27 protein-coding genes are annotated in these 23,550 nt (G+C 34.7%); 20 read left to right on the forward strand and 7 right to left on the reverse strand.

Annotated elements, in window-relative coordinates; translation table 11 throughout:
* Window positions 1-46 precede the first annotated feature (46 nt).
* Entirely contained in the window at window positions 47-541 is a 495-nt protein-coding gene (locus tag DPQ89_RS10375; protein WP_127716869.1) for a TerB family tellurite resistance protein, read from the forward strand.
* Window positions 542-543: 2 nt separating this feature from the next.
* On the forward strand, window positions 544-1,074 hold the full coding sequence (locus DPQ89_RS10380; RefSeq protein WP_127716870.1) for a GNAT family N-acetyltransferase: 531 nt from the start codon (window positions 544-546) through the stop codon (window positions 1,072-1,074).
* Here the strand turns inward: DPQ89_RS10380 and DPQ89_RS10385 are convergent.
* On the reverse strand, window positions 1,071-2,306 hold the full coding sequence (locus tag DPQ89_RS10385; protein ID WP_127716871.1) for a hypothetical protein: 1,236 nt from the start codon (window positions 2,304-2,306) through the stop codon (window positions 1,071-1,073). The genes DPQ89_RS10380 and DPQ89_RS10385 overlap by 4 nt on opposite strands.
* Before the next feature lie 130 nt (window positions 2,307-2,436).
* On the opposite strand from DPQ89_RS10385, the gene DPQ89_RS10390 reads away from it, so the two are divergent.
* The 6 genes from DPQ89_RS10390 (at window position 2,437) to DPQ89_RS10415 (ending at window position 5,967) form a co-directional block, all read left to right on the forward strand.
* Window positions 2,437-3,399 carry a serine hydrolase gene (locus DPQ89_RS10390; RefSeq protein WP_164848350.1) on the forward strand — a complete coding sequence of 321 codons (963 nt, stop codon included), beginning with the start codon at window positions 2,437-2,439 and terminating at the stop codon, window positions 3,397-3,399.
* Window positions 3,400-3,684, forward strand: coding sequence for a hypothetical protein (locus DPQ89_RS10395; protein WP_127716873.1), 285 nt, complete (start codon window positions 3,400-3,402; stop codon window positions 3,682-3,684).
* Between the two features lie 112 nt (window positions 3,685-3,796).
* Complete coding sequence (locus tag DPQ89_RS10400) at window positions 3,797-4,078, forward strand: DUF2282 domain-containing protein (RefSeq protein WP_127716874.1); 282 nt, start codon at window positions 3,797-3,799, stop codon at window positions 4,076-4,078.
* Window positions 4,078-4,884: a DUF692 domain-containing protein gene (locus DPQ89_RS10405; protein ID WP_127716875.1), complete on the forward strand. Its 807-nt coding sequence runs from the start codon at window positions 4,078-4,080 to the stop codon at window positions 4,882-4,884. The genes DPQ89_RS10400 and DPQ89_RS10405 overlap by 1 nt, the downstream gene beginning before the upstream one ends.
* The gene (locus DPQ89_RS10410; RefSeq protein ID WP_127716876.1) at window positions 4,881-5,360 is read left to right on the forward strand and encodes a DNA-binding domain-containing protein; all 480 of its coding nucleotides are present in this window, start codon (window positions 4,881-4,883) and stop codon (window positions 5,358-5,360) included. Before DPQ89_RS10405 ends, DPQ89_RS10410 begins: the two co-directional genes overlap by 4 nt.
* A 10-nt stretch (window positions 5,361-5,370) precedes the next feature.
* Complete coding sequence (locus DPQ89_RS10415; protein ID WP_127716877.1) at window positions 5,371-5,967, forward strand: YceI family protein; 597 nt, start codon at window positions 5,371-5,373, stop codon at window positions 5,965-5,967.
* A 4-nt stretch (window positions 5,968-5,971) separates the two neighbouring features.
* On the opposite strand, the gene DPQ89_RS10420 is transcribed toward DPQ89_RS10415, so the two are convergent.
* Complete coding sequence (locus DPQ89_RS10420; RefSeq protein ID WP_127716878.1) at window positions 5,972-6,907, reverse strand: MerR family transcriptional regulator; 936 nt, start codon at window positions 6,905-6,907, stop codon at window positions 5,972-5,974.
* A gap of 79 nt (window positions 6,908-6,986) precedes the next feature.
* On the opposite strand from DPQ89_RS10420, the gene DPQ89_RS10425 reads away from it, so the two are divergent.
* Both DPQ89_RS10425 and DPQ89_RS10430 read left to right on the forward strand, forming a co-directional pair.
* Window positions 6,987-7,925 (forward strand): TIGR01777 family oxidoreductase, encoded by a 939-nt coding sequence (locus DPQ89_RS10425; protein ID WP_127716879.1) that lies wholly within the window; start codon window positions 6,987-6,989, stop codon window positions 7,923-7,925.
* Window positions 7,926-7,937: 12 nt separating this feature from the next.
* Entirely contained in the window at window positions 7,938-8,459 is a 522-nt protein-coding gene (locus DPQ89_RS10430) for a lipocalin family protein (protein ID WP_127716880.1), read from the forward strand.
* A gap of 19 nt (window positions 8,460-8,478) precedes the next feature.
* Here DPQ89_RS10430 and DPQ89_RS10435 read toward each other — a convergent pair whose 3' ends face one another.
* The gene (locus DPQ89_RS10435; RefSeq protein WP_127716881.1) at window positions 8,479-8,994 is read right to left on the reverse strand and encodes a hypothetical protein; all 516 of its coding nucleotides are present in this window, start codon (window positions 8,992-8,994) and stop codon (window positions 8,479-8,481) included.
* Complete coding sequence (locus DPQ89_RS10440) at window positions 8,987-9,523, reverse strand: RNA polymerase sigma factor (protein WP_127716882.1); 537 nt, start codon at window positions 9,521-9,523, stop codon at window positions 8,987-8,989. The genes DPQ89_RS10435 and DPQ89_RS10440 overlap by 8 nt, the downstream gene beginning before the upstream one ends.
* A 249-nt stretch (window positions 9,524-9,772) precedes the next feature.
* On the opposite strand from DPQ89_RS10440, the gene DPQ89_RS10445 reads away from it, so the two are divergent.
* The 4 genes from DPQ89_RS10445 (at window position 9,773) to DPQ89_RS10460 (ending at window position 14,806) form a co-directional block, all read left to right on the forward strand.
* Window positions 9,773-11,989 carry an NADP-dependent isocitrate dehydrogenase gene (locus DPQ89_RS10445; RefSeq protein ID WP_127716883.1) on the forward strand — a complete coding sequence of 739 codons (2,217 nt, stop codon included), beginning with the start codon at window positions 9,773-9,775 and terminating at the stop codon, window positions 11,987-11,989.
* 120 nt (window positions 11,990-12,109) lie between these two features.
* The gene (locus tag DPQ89_RS10450; RefSeq protein ID WP_127716884.1) at window positions 12,110-12,589 is read left to right on the forward strand and encodes a hypothetical protein; all 480 of its coding nucleotides are present in this window, start codon (window positions 12,110-12,112) and stop codon (window positions 12,587-12,589) included.
* Between the two features lie 61 nt (window positions 12,590-12,650).
* Window positions 12,651-13,769 (forward strand): M14-type cytosolic carboxypeptidase, encoded by a 1,119-nt coding sequence (locus DPQ89_RS10455; protein ID WP_127717333.1) that lies wholly within the window; start codon window positions 12,651-12,653, stop codon window positions 13,767-13,769.
* 122 nt (window positions 13,770-13,891) lie between these two features.
* A complete protein-coding gene (locus DPQ89_RS10460) occupies window positions 13,892-14,806 on the forward strand; it encodes a hypothetical protein (RefSeq protein ID WP_127716885.1) in 915 nt (304 codons plus the stop codon).
* Window positions 14,807-14,830: 24 nt separating this feature from the next.
* Here the strand turns inward: DPQ89_RS10460 and DPQ89_RS10465 are convergent, their stop codons facing one another.
* A complete protein-coding gene (locus DPQ89_RS10465) occupies window positions 14,831-15,340 on the reverse strand; it encodes a hypothetical protein (RefSeq protein WP_127716886.1) in 510 nt (169 codons plus the stop codon).
* Between the two features lie 229 nt (window positions 15,341-15,569).
* Between DPQ89_RS10465 and DPQ89_RS10470 the strand changes: the two genes are divergently transcribed.
* The 3 genes from DPQ89_RS10470 to DPQ89_RS10480 are packed head-to-tail and all read left to right on the forward strand — an operon-like array spanning window position 15,570 to window position 17,244.
* Window positions 15,570-16,373: a hypothetical protein gene (locus DPQ89_RS10470; RefSeq protein ID WP_127716887.1), complete on the forward strand. Its 804-nt coding sequence runs from the start codon at window positions 15,570-15,572 to the stop codon at window positions 16,371-16,373.
* Window positions 16,354-16,797 (forward strand): hypothetical protein, encoded by a 444-nt coding sequence (locus tag DPQ89_RS10475; protein ID WP_127716888.1) that lies wholly within the window; start codon window positions 16,354-16,356, stop codon window positions 16,795-16,797. The genes DPQ89_RS10470 and DPQ89_RS10475 overlap by 20 nt, the downstream gene beginning before the upstream one ends.
* 24 nt (window positions 16,798-16,821) lie before the next feature.
* The gene (locus DPQ89_RS10480; protein ID WP_127716889.1) at window positions 16,822-17,244 is read left to right on the forward strand and encodes a GatB/YqeY domain-containing protein; all 423 of its coding nucleotides are present in this window, start codon (window positions 16,822-16,824) and stop codon (window positions 17,242-17,244) included.
* Here DPQ89_RS10480 and DPQ89_RS10485 read toward each other — a convergent pair whose 3' ends face one another.
* Both DPQ89_RS10485 and DPQ89_RS10490 read right to left on the reverse strand, forming a co-directional pair.
* Entirely contained in the window at window positions 17,245-17,826 is a 582-nt protein-coding gene (locus DPQ89_RS10485; protein ID WP_127716890.1) for a YiiX/YebB-like N1pC/P60 family cysteine hydrolase, read from the reverse strand.
* A gap of 6 nt (window positions 17,827-17,832) precedes the next feature.
* Complete coding sequence (locus tag DPQ89_RS10490; RefSeq protein ID WP_127716891.1) at window positions 17,833-18,627, reverse strand: RNA methyltransferase; 795 nt, start codon at window positions 18,625-18,627, stop codon at window positions 17,833-17,835.
* Between the two features lie 89 nt (window positions 18,628-18,716).
* Here DPQ89_RS10490 and metG point away from each other — a divergent pair, with 89 nt between their 5' ends.
* From metG to DPQ89_RS10505, 3 genes are all read left to right on the forward strand, one after another.
* Entirely contained in the window at window positions 18,717-20,420 is a 1,704-nt protein-coding gene (gene metG / locus DPQ89_RS10495; protein ID WP_127716892.1) for a methionine--tRNA ligase, read from the forward strand.
* 9 nt (window positions 20,421-20,429) lie between these two features.
* A complete protein-coding gene (locus tag DPQ89_RS10500; RefSeq protein WP_127716893.1) occupies window positions 20,430-20,960 on the forward strand; it encodes a hypothetical protein in 531 nt (176 codons plus the stop codon).
* 64 nt (window positions 20,961-21,024) lie between these two features.
* Entirely contained in the window at window positions 21,025-23,550 is a 2,526-nt protein-coding gene (locus DPQ89_RS10505; RefSeq protein WP_127716894.1) for a hypothetical protein, read from the forward strand.

Raw genomic sequence — 23,550 nt, forward strand, 5'->3', positions numbered from 1 at the left:
AATTTTGTGTTACAATTTTTTATATTTATTTTTAAAGGTGGAGTGAATGTCTCAATTAAAGAATGAAATTAGCGATAGTAAGTTTAATATGTGGCGAGCATGTCTTGCAATTATTTCAATTGATGGAAGACATTCTGAGGAAGAGAAACTATGGCTTTCTGAGCGAGCTCGCATTGTTAAGTTTTCAAAAGAGCAACTTGAGACTTTGGAAAGAGAGTTGAAAAAGCCTGTCGATATAGAGAGCATACTACCTCTTATTACAGATAAGAAAGATCTCGCTTTTTTAATGCATCAAATTCGTGTGATTGGAAATATTGATGGGCTCTATGATGAAGATGAGAAAGCTGCCTTCAAAAAAGTTGAGTCTATTGTGATGAAGGGAATAGATCTTACTTCAATTGAAAAAGAAGTCCAAAAGATGGAAGACGAATCTTACCACGAGGATGTAGTTTATAAGTCCGGAAACTCGGCCTCTTATTTAGAGAACTGGTTCTTAGGATTTAAAAAGTGGATAAATCCTGGGGACTATAAAGAGCCTTAGTTGTGAATATTCATTTTGTTGAAGTCGACATTAGTAATAAAGCACATCTAGAAGCTTTACTCGTAAAAGAAAATGATGAAAGTATTCGACATCTCATAATTCCAAAAAATGAAAAAATTAATGAACCTATAAGAACAGAAGAACAATTGGTGCACTATTACCAAAGTTCTTCTGAATACCAGTTTTTTTATCTCATTAAAGTTGATGAAAAAATTGTGGGAGATATTTCTTTAATGATTAACCCTTCTCATCTATTAAAGAAAGATCAGGAAAGTGGGTGGATCGGAATCGCAATTTGGGATAGGGACTTTTGGGGAAAAGATATTGCAAGCAGGGCAATGGATTTCTTAGAAGAGCTTACTAAAGATGTCGGTTTGCGTAGAATGGAGTTAGGTGTTTTTGAATTTAATATTCGAGCAAAGAAATTCTATGAAAAGTGTGGCTTTAAGCAGTTTTCTAGAATTCCAAAATTTACAAAATGGGATGACAAGTTTTGGGATGATATTAGAATGGAGAAGGTTTTAGAGGATTAGTTTAAGTCGTCTATATTAAAAGAGTCTTTTAGAAAGTTTGAAAACCAAGGCAGATGTCTAAAGCCAAAGTGGCCTCCGGTTGGAAGAATAATGGTATCTTCATTTTGTTCTATATCTTCTTGTGAGTTTAAAAAGTCATTCTTGGCAATTAAGAATCTAAAATTGTCATAACCTGATTCAATGGCCCTGTTTTTCCAGTAGTATAAGTTACCTTTCTCACTTTCTATAACCCTTAGATTATCTGGAGCATATGTTTGAAAGTATTTCTTAAATGTAAAAGAATACCTCCACTCTCTATAGGAACGACTCAGCTTTCTAAAAATACGACCAGGGACAAGTTTTAGCTCAAAGATGGAGTCAAATTTAGTAACACTATTAATAAGTTCATCAAAAAAACCTCCTCTGATAACAAGTCCTTCTGCTATTTGAAGAGTTTCTTTTGAGGCATTAGAGTCATTTTCAAACTTACAAATCTTCGAATATCTAGAGTAGAGTTTGTATAGATTCAATTTCAGAGTTTCTTTATTTCTAAGAACAAGTGAGTCGAGATTCTTTAGTGTCTTAGAGAAATCTATTGGTGGAGATATAATTGTCGTATCTATGAGCTGAAGGGGATTGTTTTGCTCACTATTGAGAGCTGATACTGCTGCAGATATAAATCCTCCGTAGCTAACTCCTACTAATCTTGATTGACCATTAGAGATATTAAATTCTTGTGCTATTTGATGAGCACTTTTTAAAAGCTCAAATATTGATTTAGCTTCGTCCTCAACATTTCCAATAGGTTTTCTTAGTTTAGTTTTTATAAAATCTGTTCCCCAAGGGTTAGGAAAAATAAAGACATGATATCCAAGCTTGCCTAAGTCATGCATAAATCTCTTGGTTTGGGATATATCTAGGTTTGAAAATGCTCCAGGAATGAAATAGGCAATTGGTGCTTGTTTGTACTGACCATTCTCACTTTCTAAAAATGCGCCTTTTATCTTAAATTTTTTCTTGGCGATATTTGGTTGATAGACTTTAAATGTATGCACTTTTCCAGGCATTTCAGAATATTTATACTTAGGTTTGTTACAGCTGCCCTGCAGTGTGGCCATATGACCATTTTTAAACGGAAAGTTATATTTACTTGTTAAGTTACTTAATTGCTCTTTCCACTCATATGCAGATGAGTTAGAGATAATTATTAAAAAAAGAATTTTACCAATCAGTAAAAATTTACAAGAATACATATAGTGTAACAATACAATTTGTTTTTTAGAGAGGCAACCGATGTCATATTTTTTTAGGATTTGTTTAGCTTTAGTGTTCTTGATTAATTCTAGGAGTGCTTTTAGTAGTACTGTTAGTAATTATAGTGAATTGTTAGAATACGCCTTTGATACTAAAGCAGGATATAAAACTGACGGGCTTGTTGTTATTCATAAAGGACATATTGTCGTAGAAAATTACGCAAACGGCTATAATAGAGAATCTCTTCACCTACTTTGGTCTATAAGTAAGAGCGTAACGAGTTTGCTAACAGGTATTTTAATCAAAGAGGGAAGAGTTTCTTTAGATGACAAAATATCTGAATATTATCCTGGTCTGGGTGAAGTATCTGTTAAAAACCTTCTTCAGATGAGTTCTGGTATTGCATGGAATGAGGGGTATGAGAATAATCCACTTGATAGTAATGTTATTCAAATGCTCTATACGTCTGGTCACAAAGATATGGCCAGCTACACCTCTAAAGTCAAAATTGGATCTCCTCCTAATACCACTTTCAAATATTCTTCAGGAGAAACAAATTTATTAATGGGTTTTATTAAAAATAGAATCGCCCATTCTGATAATTACGCTAATCTTCCATGGGAGAAAATATTCACACCTCTAGGCATTAGTGAAGCCGTTTGGGAGAGGGATCTAAGTGGAACATTTGTTGGTAGTTCTTACCTCTATTTAAGACCCTTGGATCTTGCAAAGATTGGTCAGCTCTATCTACAAAATGGAAGCTTTAATGACAATGAAATTATTAGTTCCAAATGGGTTAACTTTTCACGCTCAATGGCCCCTGCTTTTGAGCAGACTTATCTAGAGGGTACAGCAAATGGGGAAAGTTACGGTGCAATGTGGTGGTTGAATCTACCTAGTCTTTCAAAGAAAACTACTCGTCCGTATCCAAGTGCTCCTAAAGACCTCTATATGGCATTAGGGCATCATGGACAAATGTTGGCGATTATACCTTCTCTTGATCTTATTGTTGTCAGAACTGCAGAAGATAAGTCACAGGCCTTAGATAAGGACTATCTTTTTAAACTCTTAATTAATTCATTGGAAAAATAGATGAGAAAAATATTATTACTTATAACACTGGTTTTAGTTCAGTCTTGCGAGTTTCGTTATGTGGTATCGGCGAATTTTGCTAAGGAGTATTGTTCATGTTTATTCGTAGTTAAAAGAAGTGAAGATAATTGCTATGAACAATCGAAGCAATTTGTAACCCCTAACTTCAAAGTTAGAAATAGCACGAAGGAAGTCACAGCAAGTTTTCTTTTGGCAGATACTGTCGCTAGGTATGACGACTTGAAGTATGGATGTATCTTAGACAAGAGTTACTTAGACAAGTGATCTACATTTGCTCCTAAATACATTTAATTACATATATTTTATAAAAAGTGCATAATAAGTGTAACAAAAAATCGATCTAAGTAACTAAGTAATAACTAACAAGGAGCAAAGTATGAAAAAAGAACTTTTATTATCAGTCGCAGTAGCAGGTCTAGTAACAGTATCAACTACAAGTAATGTAGAGGCCGCACCAAAGTGGGCAAAAAGTGGAGACACTATTGTAAAGTGTAGAGGAATTGCTAAAAAAGGTGCCAATGATTGTGGCGCAAACGGACATGACTGTGCCAATCAAGCGAAGGTTGATAATGATCCTAAAGAGTGGGTATATGTTCCACAAGGTGTTTGCGAAAAACTAGCTGGTGGAGTTGTTTATAAGTCTAAAAAAGTAAATTAATGTCTGACAAAATTAGAGGTGTAGGTTTAAACCTACGCCTCGAGTTTATTGATGAGTTTTTAGATCGCTCTCCAAGTGTTGATTTTGTTGAAGTCATTGTAGACAATTATCACTCACATGGACCTCATCATGAGAAATTATTAAAGGTAAGAGAGAACTATGAAATTTCTTTTCACTGTGTTGGGATGAATCTCGCAGGAGAGGATGATTTAAATATCTCTTATCTAAACACTGTAAAAAAACTTATGCATAAGTTTGATCCTTTTTTGATTTCAGATCATTTATGCTTTCAAAAGAATAAGAATATTTGTTTTCATGATTTACTCCCTTTCCCACTTACAAAGGAGTATTTAGATCATGTCACTGAAAGAGTAGCAAGAGTACAAGAAGTCATTGGGAAGTCTCTTCTTATAGAGAACCTGTCATATTATGTTGAATTTAATAATAGTGAAATGAGTGAGTATGAGTTTTTAAATGAGCTTAGTCGTAGAGCAGGCTCAAAAATCCTTTTGGATTTTAATAATATATGGGTTAATGAAAAGAACCTGGCCAAAAGTAGTAGAGAATATTTAGAAAATATAAATTGGAATCTTGTTGGAGAATGCCATTTTGCTGGGGCTGAAAAGATTGATGATCTCTATGTTGATACACATGGAACAAATATTGATAATGAGGTTTTACTTCTTGCGAGTGAGTATAGTAAAGAGCTAAAAAACACTCCTCTTGTCTATGAAAGAGATAATAATATACCGGCCCTTGATGAATTACTCGGCCAGAGAAATCGTCTTATAGAGAGTTTACAATGAGTAAGAATATTGAACTCAATGAATTTGCAAACTTGATTTTAAACCGATCAGCTTCTTTGGAAGATATACACATTGATAAGGCAACCAGAGAAAATCTATGGGTTTATAGAAATAATTTTCTCATGGGACATATTAAACATTTAAAAGAAGTTTTTCCAATTAGCTGTGAAATTTTAGGAGATAGAAATTTTAATTTCTTCGTAGCTCATTACTTAGATGAATACCCTCCCCAAAGTGAAAATCTTAATAACTATGGAGCCTCTCTAAGTATCTTTTTTGCAAATAGGGAAGAACTAAAAGAAATCAATTATATCTCATATCTTTCTAAGCTAGAGTGGGCCGTTTTTAGTCAAGATATAAGTGAGTTAGAGCTTCCTCGCGGAGTGTACTCTTTATGGGAGGCGATTAGTAATAAAGAAGATTGTCAGCAAATTATTATAGATGAAAATGAAATAGAAAGAATTAAATTTGAATAATGGAGAACATATGAAAAAACTAATATTATCACTATTACTAGCAATTACTTTTAGCGCCCAAGCAAAGTCTGAAAAATGGATTATTGATACTGCTCATTCCAAGGTCGGCTTTGAAATTAGCCACCTTGTTATAGCTACTGTAGAAGGAAAGTTTACGCAATTTTCTGGAGATATTTTCTTTGATGCTAGGGATAAAGGTAACGCTAAGAGCTCGTTGAAAATTAAAACATCTATCGATGCTTCGACAATTGATACGGGTAATGAAAAGAGGGATCAACACTTAAAAAGTGGAGACTTCTTTGATGTCAAAAAATTTCCAAAAGTAACCTTTGTTTCTACAAGAGTCGCTTCAAAGGATAATAGAAATTTAAAAATTGAAGGTGATCTAACGATGGCCGGTGTAACAAAGAAGGTAACTCTCGATACTACTTATCTTGGAGCTGTTGAAGCTTATGATGTAAAGAGAATTGCTTTTAAAGCAACCACAACAATAAAAAGAGAGGATTTTGGGCTGAAGTGGAATGATGTTGTTGAGGCCGGTCCTGTAGTAGGCTCAGAAGTTACAATTGAATTAAGAATTCAAGCAAAAAGAGCTGCTGATCTCTAGTTTATTACAGTTGGGCTAGATACTTATCTAGCTCAATGAAACTTTCCATTGGCAATAAGTTCTTTGTATTTTTAAATTGATCTTTGTTATATCTACCTGGACCTCCAAGTATCAACTTCTGAGACTTACTAATATTATATGTAATCGTACGAATATATTCTGTCAGGTTATTAGAGTAACTTTTCTTTGCTGAATAATGAGTTCCAATAATAATAGTACTAATATCTAATGCCTTCACTGTTTCTAATAAAGCAAGGGGAGGTAGATTAGGTCCAAGATAAATTATTTCGTGATCATATTCAAGGCATAAAAGACTTGCGAGTAGAATTCCAAATTCATGTAATTCTCCCTCCATTGTTGTTAGTGCAATTTTCTGCCTCTGCCCCGATGATGATTCATACTCACTATAGATATACTGACCAATGTGAAACTTTATTATACTTGATAGAGCATGCTCGTGAGAAATACTCAGTCGTTCATCATAAACCATCTGACCGACTCTTTGTAATAGAGGAGATAGTACTTTAAAGACCAAATCTTTTGGACGTAGGTTTAATTTTATTTTCTTTAACTCATGAGTAATAATTTCAAGTCTATATTCTTTAAGTGCTAAAAGAAGTCCTTCTACTATTTTTTCTATCTCAGATTCTTTTAAGGTATTCAGTGCCTTTTCATTGATTATGTAAGAATGGCCTTCATATTCTTTAATGAGTGCCTCTAACTCTTTAATAGATTTATTAGCGACCTTACTAATTGAATGGCCTTGTGTTGTAAGGGCCTTTAGATAACGAAGCTTCTTGATATCTGACTTAGTATATTCTCTGTATCCAGAAGTCGACCTATTAGGTGTTACTGCTTGATAGCGGTTTTCCCAGGCCCTTAGTGTAAGGGCTGGGATTTCTGTAATTTTAGACACTTGGGATATCGAGTATATAGACATACTTAATTATACAACATGTATAGGGTTTGTGGAATGCTTTTAAACAATTAATCTTATATATTAGTGTAAAGGAGTTCTTATGAATATTTTAATTACTGGTGCTAGCGGTTTTGTAGGTTCAAGTTTAATCGATCAATTAACCAGACTAGGAAAATATAAGATACGAGTTCTGACAACAGGATCTAAGAGTAATTTTGATGAATCAATTGAGGTCTTTAATTGGAATGTGTCCACTGGGTATATTGAACAGGGAGCTCTAGATGGAGTTGATTCGATTATTCACCTAGCTGGTGCAGGAATCGCTGATGCCAGATGGACGCAAGAGCGTAAGAAGTTAATTTTGGACTCAAGAGTTATGGGGACACAATTACTACTCAATGAAATAAAAGAAAATTCACTAAAGCTTAAATCCTTTGTAACAGCTTCGGCCATCGGTATTTATGGAAGTTGTGGAAGTGAAGTCTTAAATGAACTCTCAGAAAGAGGTAGTGGTTATTTAAGTGATGTATGCTCAAAATGGGAAGAATCATTACTCGCTAGCGATCTTGGTGATACTAGAAAAGTGGCCTTAAGAACAGGAATTGTTTTAGGCGATGGTGGAGCTTTGGCCAAGATGAAAATGCCCTTCTATCTAGGAGCAGGTGGGCGCCTTGGAAGTGGTAAGCAGTATATGAGTTGGATACATATCAATGACCTTTGTCGTATGTATATTGAGGCAATTGAAAATGACGACATTGAGGGAGTCTTGAATGCAACTGCACCAACACCTGTGACTAATAGTGAGTTCACTAATATCTTTGGAAAACTTATTAAAAGGCCGACTTTTATACCTGTTCCGTCTCTTTCTTTGAAAATTTTATTTGGTGAAATGAGTGAGATTCTACTAGAGGGACAAAATGTAGAGCCTCAGAAGTTTTTAGAAAAAGGGTTTGTCTTTAAATATCCAGATCTTGAAAGTGCACTGAAGAATGCATTAAATATAAAATCGAAGCTCAAAGAAGTTTGGGCTGTTTTTTAGGAGTTAATGATTATGAAATTTATGTTGTTGTTATTGTTATCGTTAAGTTTCAGCGTTAATGCTAAAGTTGAAACAGTTGAGAAAGTGGAGTTAGATAGATACCTAGGTAAATGGTATGAAATAGCATCTTATCCGCAATGGTTTCAAAAGGATTGCACAGCTGTTTCTGCTGAATACTCTTTAAAAAAGAGTGGGAATATTAGAGTTATAAACTCTTGTCGAAAATTTAGCCCAGATGGTGAACTTAAAATTGCTAAGGGAACAGCAAGGGTAAAGGATAAGGAAACAGGAGCGAAGCTATCAGTTCAGTTTTTCTTACCATTTATCAGAATACCTTTTCTTGAAGGAAAGTATTGGGTAATAATGCTTGATGAGCAAGACTACCAATACTCAGTTGTAAGTGACCCAAAAATGGAGACTCTATGGATTCTCTCTAGAACTAAGGTTATGGATGAATATCTTTACCAGACGATTTTAGACGAGCTAAAGTATAAGGGTTATGATCTTTCTAAATTAAAGAAAATGGTTCACTAAAAAAATGGTTGAGCAAATTTTATATTTGCTCAACTCTACTTCTTAAATAATGTCCGCAAAATATTCCAATAAAAGAAGAGCTTAGCGCTCCCAAAATCCAAAATAGACTTGTCATCATAAAAATATCTGCACCTGCTAATAGAAATACACTTAAAGAAATTAAGAGTAATGAGACAAAGTATAATCCATTTGTTTTTAGTATAAGATTTAATTCACTACGACTTATAATTAAGCCCGCAAATAACATTGATGGTCCCATGAAGATTGCACCACAAATAAGCATGCAAATGATTGCACCGAAATTATGATGGAAGTAGTGAAATACTTCGTAATTTGAGGTAAAACTCAAGTGGTATTGAGGGCATATTAGAAGAGTTATCATTCCTACAAAAAGTTGAACCAAGAAAATCTTGAAAAAAACATTTACATGAGTTGGGTGAAGCTCTGTCATGATAGTATTTTCTAAGGTCTTAGAAAGCTCTTTAGGCGGACTCATCTGATCTTCTTTTAAAAAACTAATATAGTCTTTATTCATTTGAATCTCCTGCTAGATACTTCTTTCTGAGTTTGCCTATGCCTCTAGAGATGATTTTTCTTACATTCGAGCTACTCGTATTGAGTAAAATTGAAATCTCCTCAAACTCATTATCAGAAAAGTATCTAAGATCTATTGCTTTTTTTTCATTAGAGCTTAAAGAAGCATTTTCTAGATTTATATCGATTTTCTCAGAACTCTCTTCCTCTAGGATGAGAAGTTCTTCTTGAAGTTCAGTCGTTTCAACCTTCTTCTTTTTGACGTAGTCTAGGAACTCATTCCTAGTTATTGTATAAATCCATTGAAGAACTTCATATTTAGGGTCGTACTTGAATCTTACTTTGTGAAACTTCAAAAAGGTATTTTGAAAGATATCATTTATGGAGTTTGTATCGGATAGACGCTTATATAAATAAGTATAGACTTTGGATTGATGTCTTTCATATAGAACTTGAAAAGCTTGAGACTCATCTGCTTGATAAAGTTCCATCAATTTCTTGTCATCTAAATGTGAAAATGGGTTGCCCATCTCCTGTCCTATTTATTGGTTGGCCATCATATATACCATACTGGATATCAATGACTTTCTCGACTAAATGATTGAAAAGGGCTTGATGCCACTATGCGTTGTCGAGTTTTATTTATAAAATACAATAATACTCTTTGATATTGAATAATTTTATTGATGAAGTACAGCGAAAAGGTGCATGGCACCTTTATAAAAATAACACTTTATTATATTATTCCCTTAATTTTCACACTCTTTCAAAGGTAACTCATGTCTAAAATCATTTATACAAAAACTGATGAAGCACCAGCATTAGCAACAGAATCTTTACTTCCTATTGTTAAAGCATTTACATCTACTGCCAATATCAATGTAGAGACAAAAGATATCTCTCTTGCTGCAAGGATTATCTCAAGCTTTCCTGAGAATTTAACTACTGAGCAAAAAATGTCTGATGCTCTAAGTGAGCTAGGAGAACTTGCAAAAACTCCTGAAGCAAATATAGTGAAGCTTCCAAATATTTCGGCATCTCTACCTCAACTAAACGAGGCCATCTCTGAATTACAATCTCAAGGATATAAAATACCTAATTACCCTGAAAACCCTAGCAATGATGAGCAGAAAGATATCAAAGCTAGATATGCAAAAGTTCTAGGTTCTGCTGTAAATCCTGTTCTTAGAGAGGGGAACTCTGATAGAAGAGTTGCTGGACCAGTTAAAACATATGCAAAGAATAATCCTCACTCTATGGGGCAGTGGAAGAGTGACTCTAAGTCGCACGTTTCACATATGAGCGAAAATGACTTCTTTGGATCTGAACAATCATATGTGATGCCAAGTGCTGGGAACGTAAGAATTGAATTTACTTCGCAGGATGGAAAAACAACGGTTTTAAAAGAAAAAACAGAGCTAACGAGTGGTGAAGTTATTGATTCATCTGTCATGAATAAGAACTCTCTTAGAGCATTTCTAAGTGAACAAGTTGAAGATGCTAAGAAGCAAGACGTTCTTTATTCGATACATATGAAAGCAACAATGATGAAAGTGTCTGACCCAATTATTTTTGGTCACGCAGTTAGTACTTTCTTTGCTGATGTATTTGAAAAATATGCCTCAGAGTTTAAAGAGATTGGAGTTAATCCGAATAATGGTCTTGGAGATGTTTATAGTAAATTAAGCTCGCTTGATGCTGCTAAGAAGTCTGAGATTGAAGCGGCTCTTAAGGCCGCTCTTGATAATGGTCCTGCCATGGCAATGGTTGATTCTGATAAGGGGATTACTAACCTTCACGTACCAAGTGATGTTATTATTGATGCTTCTATGCCGGCTGCTATTAGAACTTCTGGTCAAATGTGGGGACCTGATGGAAAACTAAAAGACACTAAGTTTATTATACCGGATCGTTGTTATGCTGGGATCTATAAAGAAACAGTTGAGTTCTGCAAGAAGAATGGAGCATTTGATCCTAAGACAATGGGGAATGTTGCAAATGTTGGTTTAATGGCCAAGAAAGCAGAAGAGTATGGTTCTCACGATAAGACTTTTGAAATGAGCGCTAATGGTGTTGTTAAAGTGATTGATGAATCAGGTAAAACTTTGATGGAACATAATGTAGAGTCTGGAGATATTTTCAGAATGTGCCAGACAAAAGATGTTGCAATCAAGGATTGGGTTAAGCTTGGTGTGAATCGTGCTAAAGCAACTGGAAATCCAGCTATCTTCTGGCTTTCTAAAGATAGGGCCCATGATGCTAGCCTTATTGAGAAAGTTAATACTTACTTAAAAGACCACGACACTACTGGACTAGAGATTAAAATTCTTTCTCCAGAAGATGCAATTAAATATACTCTCGATAGAGTAAAGTCCGGGACTGATACTATCTCTGTCACTGGAAATGTTTTAAGAGACTATCTAACTGACTTATTTCCAATTTTAGAGCTTGGAACTTCTGCCAAGATGTTATCAATTGTTCCATTACTTGCTGGTGGTGGTTTATTTGAAACAGGTGCCGGTGGATCAGCTCCTAAGCATGTTCAACAATTTGTTGAAGAAAATCATTTAAGATGGGATTCTCTAGGAGAGTTCCTTGCTCTGGCCGTTTCAATTGAAGACCTTGGGCAAAAAACAAATAACTCTAAAGCACTGGTTTTGGCCAAGGCGCTTGATAAAGCTAATGATAAGTTTCTTGCAACAGATAAGTCTCCTTCTAGAAAAGTAGGAGAACTTGATAATAGAGGTTCTCACTTCTATCTTGCAATGTACTGGGCGCAGGCAATGGCAGAGCAAACTGAGGATCAAGCTTTAAAAGATATCTTTACTCCAGTTGCTACGAAGTTAACTGAGAATGAATCTAAAATTGTAGAAGAGCTTAATTCTGCTCAAGGTGTTAAGATCGATATGGGTGGCTACTACCATAGTGACGTTGCAAAAGTTTCTCTGGCCATGAGACCAAGTGAAACTTTTAATTCTATTCTAGCTTCTTTATAATTTTCGTTATGCAGGCCTTTCAATTTGGAAGGCCTGTAATATAGATAGTATCTAATTATTCTAATTCAAATTTCACAAGTGAGTTGATAGAAGTTTCTAAATTAATTTTTAGGAGTTTTTATGAAGTTACTGGCATTGATATTATTTATTTCAACAAGTTTTCAGGTGTTTGCAAATGATTTAACAAGTACTGAATCTTATGACTTATCAACGGATCTGGATAATATCTGTGGAGATACTTGGTGCGAGGGAGACTTTAACTGGTCTGTAGATAACTTTAGCTGTGATTTAAAAAATGAGACTTGTACAGTCGATCTTACATTGATTGAAGAGTTCTATTATGATGAATATACAACAAGAGAAGAGTTTCTTACTCAAAAGAAAAAAGTAGAGACTAAATTAAATATCGATATCGTTGAAGATTATGAATATTCTTCAATTCACTGGCAACAAACTTGTACAATTACTGATGTAAAATCAAAAGAGTCTCTCTTTGATGAAACAAAGTATCATGTATTTTCTGATATGGTTTATTACAATGTTTTAGACTGTGTAACTGAAATTGAAGAAGCCTACTGGTCTGCGGCAGACTCTCTTTAAAAAATATCTGACTTTTTATCAAAATAATCATAAACTATCGCCCATCAGGAGATAGTTTATGATTAAAATTACAGACAGCTTTGATAGTGGAAATATTAGAGTATTAGATTGCTCTGACCCAAATAATATCCAATTAGAAATTAAAAAAGATCACCAATCAGACTTCTTTCAATGGTTTCACTTCCAAGTGCAAGCTACTCCTGGAACAAAGCTTAAGTTGAGAATTATGAACGCACACGAGAGTGCTTATGTCCCTGGTTGGAAAGATTATAAGGCCGTTGCAAGTTACGATAAATTAGACTGGTTTAGAGTAGAGACAACTTCATTTGATGGCAAAGAATTAGTCATAGAATTTACTCCTCAGTTCAGTAGTACTCGTTTTTGTTACTTCGCTCCTTACAGTAATGAGAGGCATTTAGATTTACTAGAAAGCTCTCAATTAGATGTTAAGTGTACTTCTTTCTCTTTAGGAGAAACTCTTGATGGAAGGGAGATGACTTTATTAAAAGTGGGAAGCGGAGAAAAGAAGGTTTGGATGACCGCACGTCAACACCCTGGTGAGTCTATGGCAGAGTGGTTTGTTGAAGGATTTTTAGAAACCTTACTCAATGAGGCTGAGCCGATATCTCGAAAAGTACTAGAGAAGGCGAGCTTTTATATTGTGCCTAATATGAACCCTGACGGTTCATTTAGAGGACATTTACGCACGAATGCTGCTGGCATAAACCTTAATCGTGAGTGGCAAACTCCTAGTCTAGAGAAAAGCCCAGAGGTTTTCCATGTGAGAAATATGATGGATGATGTGGGAGTTGACCTCTTCTTAGATATTCATGGAGATGAAAATCTTCCGTACAACTTTGTTGCTGGCTGTGAGGGAAATGCGAGTTTCACTGATGAAATTGAGCGCCTTGGAAATTTATTTAGAGAAGCTTTTGTTCTTTCATCTCCAGACTTTCAAACAGAGTTTGGTTATCCTGTGAATAAGAAAGGTGAGGGGAATATGACTGTTGCAACTAATGCTGTCAGTGATAGATTTAACTGCTTGGCCTTTACTTTAGAGATGCCCTTTAAAGATAATGCTAAATTACCATGTCCTAAATATGGATGGTCACCACAAAGAAGTAAAATTCTTGGAAGAGATATTCTGAGACCTATTCTTACTGTACTAGAGCAAATCTAAGTCATTAATTTTATTGCTCCACAGATATTGAATAGTTTCTGTGGAGTGTCTAATACCACTCGTCTCCATATAAGTTTTACAAGAATTCCTTCATTTCATAATTTTCTATTTATAGTAACTCTATGAAGTCTATATTTATCTATCTTTGTTTTATTACGAACACTTTCGCATTATTTCAAACCCATTGTGGGGAGAATACTTTTGAACACTCTCAGGCATATGTCATAAAAGAGCGTTCTATTACTTGTGAAAAAATTGATTATTTTCAAAGTATAATTAAAGATATTTCAAACTTCTTTGAAGAGCCTCCATTTGTTAGGCTATTCATAGGCCTTAAATCATCTAATGCCTCTTTTGACTATGGAGAATCGATTAATATTCCTCTTCAGTTAGTCTATGCAAATCATTATGGTAGTGAGTACTATCCTGATTCGAACCTTAGTGAATATATACTTGCTCACGAATATGGACATGCGATTTTTACAAACCTCTTGAAGAATAATGAGTTCTATAGAGAGATATATCTAGTAGATAAACAAGTATCAAAACTAGAATTTAAAAGAAAGATAGAAGGGAGTCTTGAAGAAGATGATCAGTTAAGACTAGCTGATTTAACTCTAAAGAAAAGAAGCTTTAATAAAGTTAGAAGACTTCTTAATGACTATAGTGAGTTCTTTTCTGATGTCGTTGCAGTTTACTATGCTAATGATAAAGAAGTTATGGTCGATGCACTTTATTCGTTTTCGATGTCAGATCAACAGTTTAGCCTTGCCATGGCAAGAAGCTTTAGTGAGAGAGAGATAGATATTGAGGACCGTCTTTATACAGAAGAGCATGCTTCTCTTGTTCTTGTAAGACAATTTGTTGGAAAGAATTTTTGGCCAAAAACCGATGATGAGAAAACGAATAATTTAAAATTAATATTTAAATCAATTGAACAAGAGATTCTTTTACGATTGAGGCAAGAAGAGTTTCGTCTTAATCCTAAAATTATGAATGAAAGACTTATAAAACGAATTGAAAATCAGAATTTCTAGGCCTCTTTGAGAGGCCTAGAGGCATTATTTTCTAGAGATAGAAACTAGGTGTTTCTTACTTGCTGTTCTAGCTGTTGAAACTTCAAATAACTCAGTAGCGAGTCTAACAAATTTCTCTTTGCTAGAGAAGATTGTTCTCTTAGAGTTTAAGATTTCAATTTCTTCATCTGATAGGTCATTTAATGAAGTATTAAATGTGATGAATTCTACTTTTTTCCCATTAGTAACTTCTCCATCTCTTCCAACTGTTCCAGTCGGTCTGTAACTTAATACAACTTGAGCTACATTGATAGAAGTTGTTGTTACAACGTCACAGTTAAATTGTCTGTCTCTTGCTCTTCTTGTGTCACATCTTCTTGATGTTGTTGTCTTTGATGATACGACTTTAGCTAATTTAAAATCAAAAATTCTCATTGAATTTAAGTTAGATGATGATTCAACAGTTTTTTGAGTTTTAAAAACATCATAGTTAATTGTTCCTGCAGAAACTGCAGAAGATACTAGTAGTGTTAGTGCGATTAATAAACCTTTCATAAATTCTCCTTTTGTTTTTTTTTATCCTCGCAAAACAAAAAACAATAAGAAATAAATTCAGTTATTCGGCCAGTTTTTGTGAGACATATATCCATAAATGTCTAGTTTTTGTGAAATTTGAGACATTTGCTAAAATATGTCCAAAACAGAAAAAGTCTAAGCCCATAGAAATTCGTAAGAGCTTTAAGAAGACATTGTTTTAAGATGCATTTTGTGAAATAAGTTCTCTATGCCTACACAATCACAGAGCCTAGATTCTAAAGATCTTGTTAGAGATCAATTAGTTAGTGATCTTAATGAGTACTTTTCTCATTTTAAAGATCGCTCTCTAGCTCAAAAGAGTTTAGCTAAGAAGTCTGGGGTCCATTTAAAAACTATTCAAAGATTGTGCCGTAGGGAAAATAATCCTGGTCATATAACACTGCTAAAGATTTATAAAATTTTACTTGGGCAGTCTGATTATCAAAAACTATTTTCTTTGTTACCAGATGTAGTTAGAGTTAGTTTATCAATTGATCAGGCCACAATTCCAGTTTCAACTATCGACTATAGTGAAGAGATTCGAAGAGAGTTGTTAACAGATAAAGTCTTTCTGGAAATATACTTTCTTGTAGATGCTGGAACAGTTTCTAGAGAACTCATACAATTTAAGTTTGGAGAAAATGGGCTAGAGATACTTCAAAAGATGCTTGCTCTTAATGCTCTAAGCTTTAATTCAGAAGGTATGATTGTATTGGGCTCTCAGCGAGTACAACTGGATCCACAGATCATTAAAAGAGCTGGTCTTCTTTTATCGTCTAGTTATGCAAAACCTGTTAACAGTGAAGTGAAAGGTGAGAACTTTATAGGTCTCTATGTTGAATCTCTTCCAGAGCAGGCCTATCAGAAGTGGTTACAAATTGATAAAGAGGCATTTTTACAAAAAGCGCAAATAGCAAAAGAATTTAAGGATAATACTAAAGGAAAGAAGGTCTTTACTTATATGGTAACAGATTCTCTAATTAAAGGTGATAATGAAAACTATAATCATTAATATTTTACTACTTTTTACAATAGAATATGCAATTGCGGGGGGAGATTATGGTGGCGGCCCTAGAGTTGTTACTCTCTATAAATTGGATAGTCCGCTTGCCCTAAACGATCTAAAGTTGTCAAAGGATAAAAACTCGGTTGAGTTAACTGTTGCTTACAGAATGGTCAGAACTCATATTGACCCACTTCTCACTGAAGAGGAAAATAAGAAATTACGACTAGGTAAGACTACATTTATTAAATATAATTACGATAAGAGCTTATTTGCTGATGATACTATTGAAATATTAGAAAAGCGTAAGAGATTTACTATATTTAAGAAAAAGTATAAGAAGCTTGCTAAGAAGTATTTTGAAATTGAAAGAATTAAGTCTGTTAATAAAGATGCATCTGATTTTAAACATTATGAAGTTAGGTTGAGATAGTTCATAAACTATCGAGGAGAGAATATGAGTGATTCGATTAAAGATATCGTCAGTTCGCAAATTATAGCTGCAATGAAGGCCAAAGATAAAGTGCGTCTCAATGCTTTAAGATATTTAAAAAAGCTCTTTATTGAAAATGATACTGCCAAAAAGGTTGTTCCAGAGATTGATATCGTGATCTCTTATACGAAGAAAGTAAAAGATTCTATTTCTTTATATCCGCAAGGAAGTTCTCAAAGAGCAGAATTAGAGGCCGAGGTCGCTGTTCTCAGCGAGTTTTTACCAAAACAATTAGAAGAAAGTGAAGTTCAGGCCATGATTGATACTTTAAAATCTTCACAAGAAAACCCTAATATGGGCTCATTAATGAAAGAGCTACAGACAAAGACTAAAGGTCAATTTGATGGTAAAAAACTGTCTCAAATGGTTCAAGCATCGTTAAAATAACTACTTTACTGAGTCGTAGATTAGTTTAAAGTCTTTTGACTTGTTGAAGTCCTCAGGAGATATGCCCGGCATATCCTGAGGTGGCGTTGTACCAAAGTGATCTTCCCAGTAATTCCAGTTATTAGAAAAATCCATAGGCGCTACCTCAAAGTTTTTAAAGTCTATTAAAGCATTCATAAACTTGTAGATAAATTCGGAGCAGTATAGAGATTCGTCATCCCATAAGTAGAGATAGTCAAAAGGAAGTTGATAGTAATTTCTTTTATAGACTTGCCAGTGATATTTTTTAAAACGATCGATATTAACAACTGGTCTTTTAACAATAAATTTCTTGGTCATTCTTAGAAAGTCGTTAACTTTTAGATGGTGAACATTCGACAGCGATTGGGCCACATATAATTCTCTTCCATCACTAATTACAACACCAGAGTGTGAAAACCTGCTATTGGTTTCATCTTCAATTACTTGACAGCTATAGCAATCTAAATCAAGCAGAATAATATCCCCAACTTTTAATTTAGGCATAGCAGAGAGCGCATTAATTGAAAGAACGAATGATATTGTAAGAAGTAGCCTTTTCATAAAACCCTAGGAATTTTCAACGAAGTGGTAGATCGCCATTGCACCACAAATTCCTACATTTAGTGAATTCTTTTTCCCGTGTAAAGTAATCTTTACAAGTTCATCGGCCCTTTTGAGAACCGGAGCGCTAAGCCCATATCTTTCATTTCCGAGAATTATTGCAGATTTACCTTCTGGCTTAATATCTAAGAGGCTTGTAGCATTGGCCTCCGTTTCAAAAGCGTATATTGTATGACCTTGTTCTTTTAGGTATTCGAGGCACTCTAGAGTGCTTTCCCAACTCTTCCATTTTACCCACTTGTCGGTACCAAGAGCAGACTTAGCTGTCTTAGAGTTTTCTGGGGTTGGTGTGTAGCCACATAGATGGACCATTTCTATACCAAGTGCTTCAGCTGTTCTAAATAGACTTCCAACGTTAAAAGAGCTTCTAAGGTTATCTAAAACTAAGTGGATTGGCGAAATTGCTATTTCGGCCTTATCAAACTCATCAATTGTACTAACCAGAAAATCAGAATCTCTGAGGTCTTTTTTCATGAGTCGCTCAAGAATCATTAACCAATCCTGCATAGATTTTGGATCTTTTGGAAAATAATCTTCTAGTTTTTGTGCTAATTCAGATACTTTCGGTTCTTCATGCTTGTGAAGAGTCTTTAAGTTATCAGCTATATACTTTAGAGCAACTGTTCTTTTCTCTGATGAATCCCAGCTATCTTCAATTTGTTTACCCGCTCGCCACATTGTGTCAACGCACTGTTTGTAGCTAAATGATAAAAAGGCCTTATTTGGTATCTTTATTGCCATAAATCTCTCTTGGTTTTGATAGAACTTATAGCAATATACTCTCAATTTTGCTAAATTTTCTGTTGATAAAAATCATTTGGAGCTAGTTAATGACACAGAAGAAATTCCTTATTACTTCGGCACTTCCGTATGCCAATGGACCTATACATTTCGGACACATGGCCGGAGCATATCTTTCGGGCGACGTTTATAATCGTCATAGAAAACTGCAAGGTCATAAGACTTTATTTATAAGTGGAAGTGATGAGCACGGTGTGGCCATAATGCTTAATGCTAAAAAAACTGGTGAAGATTATCAAGAATATGTGAATAAATGGCACAAAGAACATGCGGACTTATTTGTAAAGTACGGTGTAGATTTTGACTTCTTTGGACAAACATCTGCTGATTACCATGAAAAAGAAGTTGTTGAGTGGTTTAAAGTTCTTCATGACAAAGGGTATATAGAGCCTAGAGATTCACAACAATTATATTGTAATGATTGTAATAATCACTTACCTGATAGGTTTGTTGAAGGGCAGTGCTATAAATGTGATTACGAGCATGCAAGAGGGGATGAGTGTCCTAATTGTGGAGAATTCATTGATCCAATAAAGTTAACGAAAACTGTTTGTAAAATATGTGGATCAAATAATATTAAAGAAGTTACTGTTACACAGTATTACATTCTTCTATCTAAGTACCATAAAGAATATAGACAGTGGTTTGCAACAAAGTCTGACTGGAGAAAAACAGTTTATCCTTATGTTGATAGCCTTACCAAAGAAAATCTTCACGATAGAGCAATTACTAGAGATATAGATTGGGGAATAGATGTTCCTCTTCCTAATACAGAAGGAAAGAAACTCTACGTTTGGTTTGATGCTCCTATTGGTTACGTTTCAAATACGAAGAAGTTTCTTGAGCAGACAAACTCTAGTGAGGACTACCTAAAAGATTGGTGGAATAACGACGATGTTGAACTAACTCACTTTATTGGTAAAGATAATATTATTTTTCATACAGTAATTTTTCCTACAATGAGTTTAGCCTCTGGAATTTGTAAGGCCGCTGATCAGGTTCCTGCAAATCAATTCTTAAATTTAGAAGGTAAGCAATTTTCTAAATCAGCTGGTCACTATGTCGATGCAGGAGTTGCAATCGGTAAGTTTGGACAAGACGCTCTGAGATACTATTTACTATCTATCCTACCTGAGACTACAGACTCAAGCTTTAGCTGGGAGCAACTACAGGCCAAGGTTAATAATGAACTCGCAAATAATATTGGTAATTTTTTGAATCGCTGTTTAAAATTTACTCAAAAAAATTGGGCCGAAGGTATGCCTGCTAAGTACTATGAAGGCTTCTCGAGCTCTGAGTGGGCAGATAAACTAAAAGAAGATATTTTAGAGCTTCATGAGTTAGTGAATGAATACTCGATAAAGAAAGGGATTGAAAAGGTTATGAGTATCGGACAATCTGCTAATAACTTCTTTTCGGAAAATGCTCCATGGGCGCAGATTAAAACTGATGTGGACGCCGCAGGTAAGACTTTAGCCTATTCTTCAATTTATGCTCTTTGCTTAGGAGTTGTAATGAAGCCTTTCTTACCTGAATTATCAAAGAATATACTTGTTCATTTTAATAATGTCTTAGATGAAGAAATGGAAAAGAGGATCTATGCTGCAGATTTAAGTGTACTTGATTCAATCTTTGCAAATGGTCACGTTCTTACTCAACCAGTAGAAGCATTGGTACCTAAGATCGATGATTCACTTATAAAAGAAGAGCTAGAAGCTCTGGCCAGTAAGTAGGAGTATAAGATGGCAACAGTAGGTAATCCAAGTTTTCCAAGCACGGAATGGGCATGGCAAATTTCTAAACTTGAGGGAGAGACTGCTAAAATCATTCACCCAAGTGGATTTGCATTTGTATCTCCAGTTGTCCTCAATAGGGAAGATCGACTTGAGGGTCATGAAACTTACTTGTATAAGTTAACTGAAAAAGACTCATTTCTATTAAGTTATACAATTGACTACTTTCAAAATAAGGCAAGAGTAAAAGGTCTTTCGCATCATGAGTCCATGATTCTTGCGGCCAATATGGTATGTTCTTACAGGTTTAGAAAGCCACTAGGAGTTGAGATTTTTACAGATCAAAATTCTAGCGATGATGAGTGGAGAAAGTTTGGTGAGCATCTTGTTGTCTGTGATGAAAAAGAATATGAGGTCTTCGTAATAGGCCATAATAAGGGAACTCTTGTTGCTGTAGTCATGGATGAAATCCCAACCAAGGCACCTAAATTAGAACTATTAGAACTCCCTAGATCTTTTTTTAAACGTAACTTCGCATAATTTTAGTCACTTAGAAAGACTTAATATCTTATGTTTTTGGTCGGTTATGCCGATATAATAGGGTATGAGTTATTTAAAAATAATAATTATTTTTTCAATAGTTACGAGTTCTAATGCATTTTTTGCAAGACTTATTACAGACCCAATTGAAAGCTGTAAAAAAGAAGAGGATCCTCTAGGGCTTGAAAAATTTAACTGTATTGAGAATTTACAGACTAATGTGAGGCTAAAAGAGTTAGATAATCTATCTGGTTCTCTTCAGGATTCAGTTGTTCAAAACTATGAAGATATAAATGCTGCGAGTATTATAAGTTCAAAAATTGTCTCTCAAACTAATCAAACATTAAAAAACTATAAGAGAATAAAATCTGATCTTAAGGCCGATAAGACAAGCAGTAAAGAGCAAGAAATTTCTGATGGAATAAATCTACTGGCAAATCTTGAATATAAAATTCAGCTTATCGATATGAGTTCTAGATGTGTAGGTAGGTCTAACACTCCTGAAAACTCTCGAAAATTAAAGGCCTGTAGAGATAGAAAGAATGAAAAACTAGCTCCACTTCTTATGAATAAGGCCTTACTTATTTCCGCCAATCCTCTTCTTGGAAATAAGCATATTTCTGAAATAATATCAAAAAGAATAGATGGTATTAACACAAATTATAATAAGCAACGTAGGGCCATTCAAAATTGCCACCGAAATAATCGTAGATCTTCAAAGGGGAAAGTTTGTGATGATGCTGATGAAGTTCTGAAAAAGAAAAGAAACGAAGTTTTGAGCTTTAATAGAGAACAATACTTACCAGGACTAAAGAAGGCGATTGATAGTTCAATAGACTCTTCTATGAAATTAAACAAAAGACACTCTGAAATAAAAAATAAAATTAGACGATTTAATTCGATTGATAGAAGTGTCGAAGATATGGAAGAGCTAAGAGATGAGCTCTATCATAATCGAGACATTGCAACAGATTACTATGTCAGTGCGGCTTTCACTAAAGATAGTGCCATCAATGAGGCATCGAGGTGTCGCTTAATTGCAGAATATAATGCTAACGAGAGAAATTCACTTATAAATTCAATCGCTTTAGACCTTGCTGTTTTGGCCATTCCAATGGGAGGGCCTCTACTTATGGCAAGGGCAGTCTCTAGAGTTTCAAAGTTATCCAAAGGATTGCAAAAATTCTTTACAGCTAAAAAGATTGCGACAACAGCGAAGGTAGGCACTATTAGGTATGAGCTGACAGCGATGGGGTTTGATATAAAGAACCTTTATAATGAAAAAGATCACTGTGAAGAAGTTATTTCTAAGGCCGAAGCATTAGGACAAATTAGTTCTGAATTAAATGATAGTTATGAAAGTTGTAAATCGACATTGAATAATATGACAATGAGTTTAGTTGCAGCAAGTATGGGTGGTGCAATGGGGACATTTTCTTTAGGAAAATTTCTCCCTAAACACTTACAGACAAAGAACGTTTTAAAGCTTAAGAGTGAGTCTAAACTATCTTCAGATCAAATATCAGAACTTTCGGCCTTGAAAGATGGGAATCGATTCCCACTAATTGGAAAGGCCGACTTAGAAACCTTATCTTTAACTCCAAAGAATGCGACTTTAGAAGTTGAAGTGAAAACAATGTTTTCAAGCGAGAAGAAAGTTTTCACTGTTGATGAGTTTCAAGATTTTGCCAAAAGTAATGAATTAGATTCTATAAAGATAGTAAAAATTAATCATAACAGAGAGTTTTCTAAAAAAGAGCTTGAACTAGCAAATTCTAAAATGACAGCGAATAGCTTAGAGAGACTCGAAGAAACTCCAAACGAGAAATTAAGCTTCGTTGTTGAGTATCAATCTGGTGAGCTAGGCTCTTATTCAGGAAATTCAGCAATGATAAGAGAGCTTGCTTTACGCGATGATATTAAATCTATTAATCACAGTTTCTCAATTCCAAGAAGTGTTGAATCGGGTCATAGAGTACCTGCATCAAGTAGAGATTCTTCTTTTAAGTTAATTGAAAATACGTTTTCCAAAGTTGGAAGTGATTCAAAGTATAGTATTTCTAAAGGTGCTGCAGGTGACCTTGAAGACCTTAATCTCTATCATGGAACTATCAAGGAGATGGAAGCATCTGTACGTGGTGGCCCAAAGAATGTCGGTAAAGGTTTTGGTGGAAGAGGGTTGTATTTAGATGTGTCTAGTGACGCTCGTATTGCTAAGGAGTATTCTATGCACGCTCAAGCCGCAGCTCAAAATAGGCTTGGAAATATCTCTGATAATGCTGCTGAGGTTGTTAAGAATGCTGATACTACACCAGTAGTTATGACAGGAAAGTTAAACCTCGGCAAGAAGGACCTTAAAGTTGGAAAATTTACAATTGTTCGCTCTGGAGAAGTAGATCTCGAAAAAGGTATTCTTCCGGCCAACTGGGATGAAGATCCTAGACTTGTAAAAATGATGGAAGAGAAGTTTCATATACTTGATTTAAGAGGAATGAAAAGTAACGGATTAAATTTAGATACCGATCGAATTCTTATCATTCATGAAAATGCGGGAAAAAATATTGTTAAGTGGAAAGACGGTGTAGACTAG

Source organism: Halobacteriovorax sp. HLS, from assembly GCF_004006665.1.
Lineage (GTDB): Bacteria > Bdellovibrionota > Bacteriovoracia > Bacteriovoracales > Bacteriovoracaceae > Halobacteriovorax.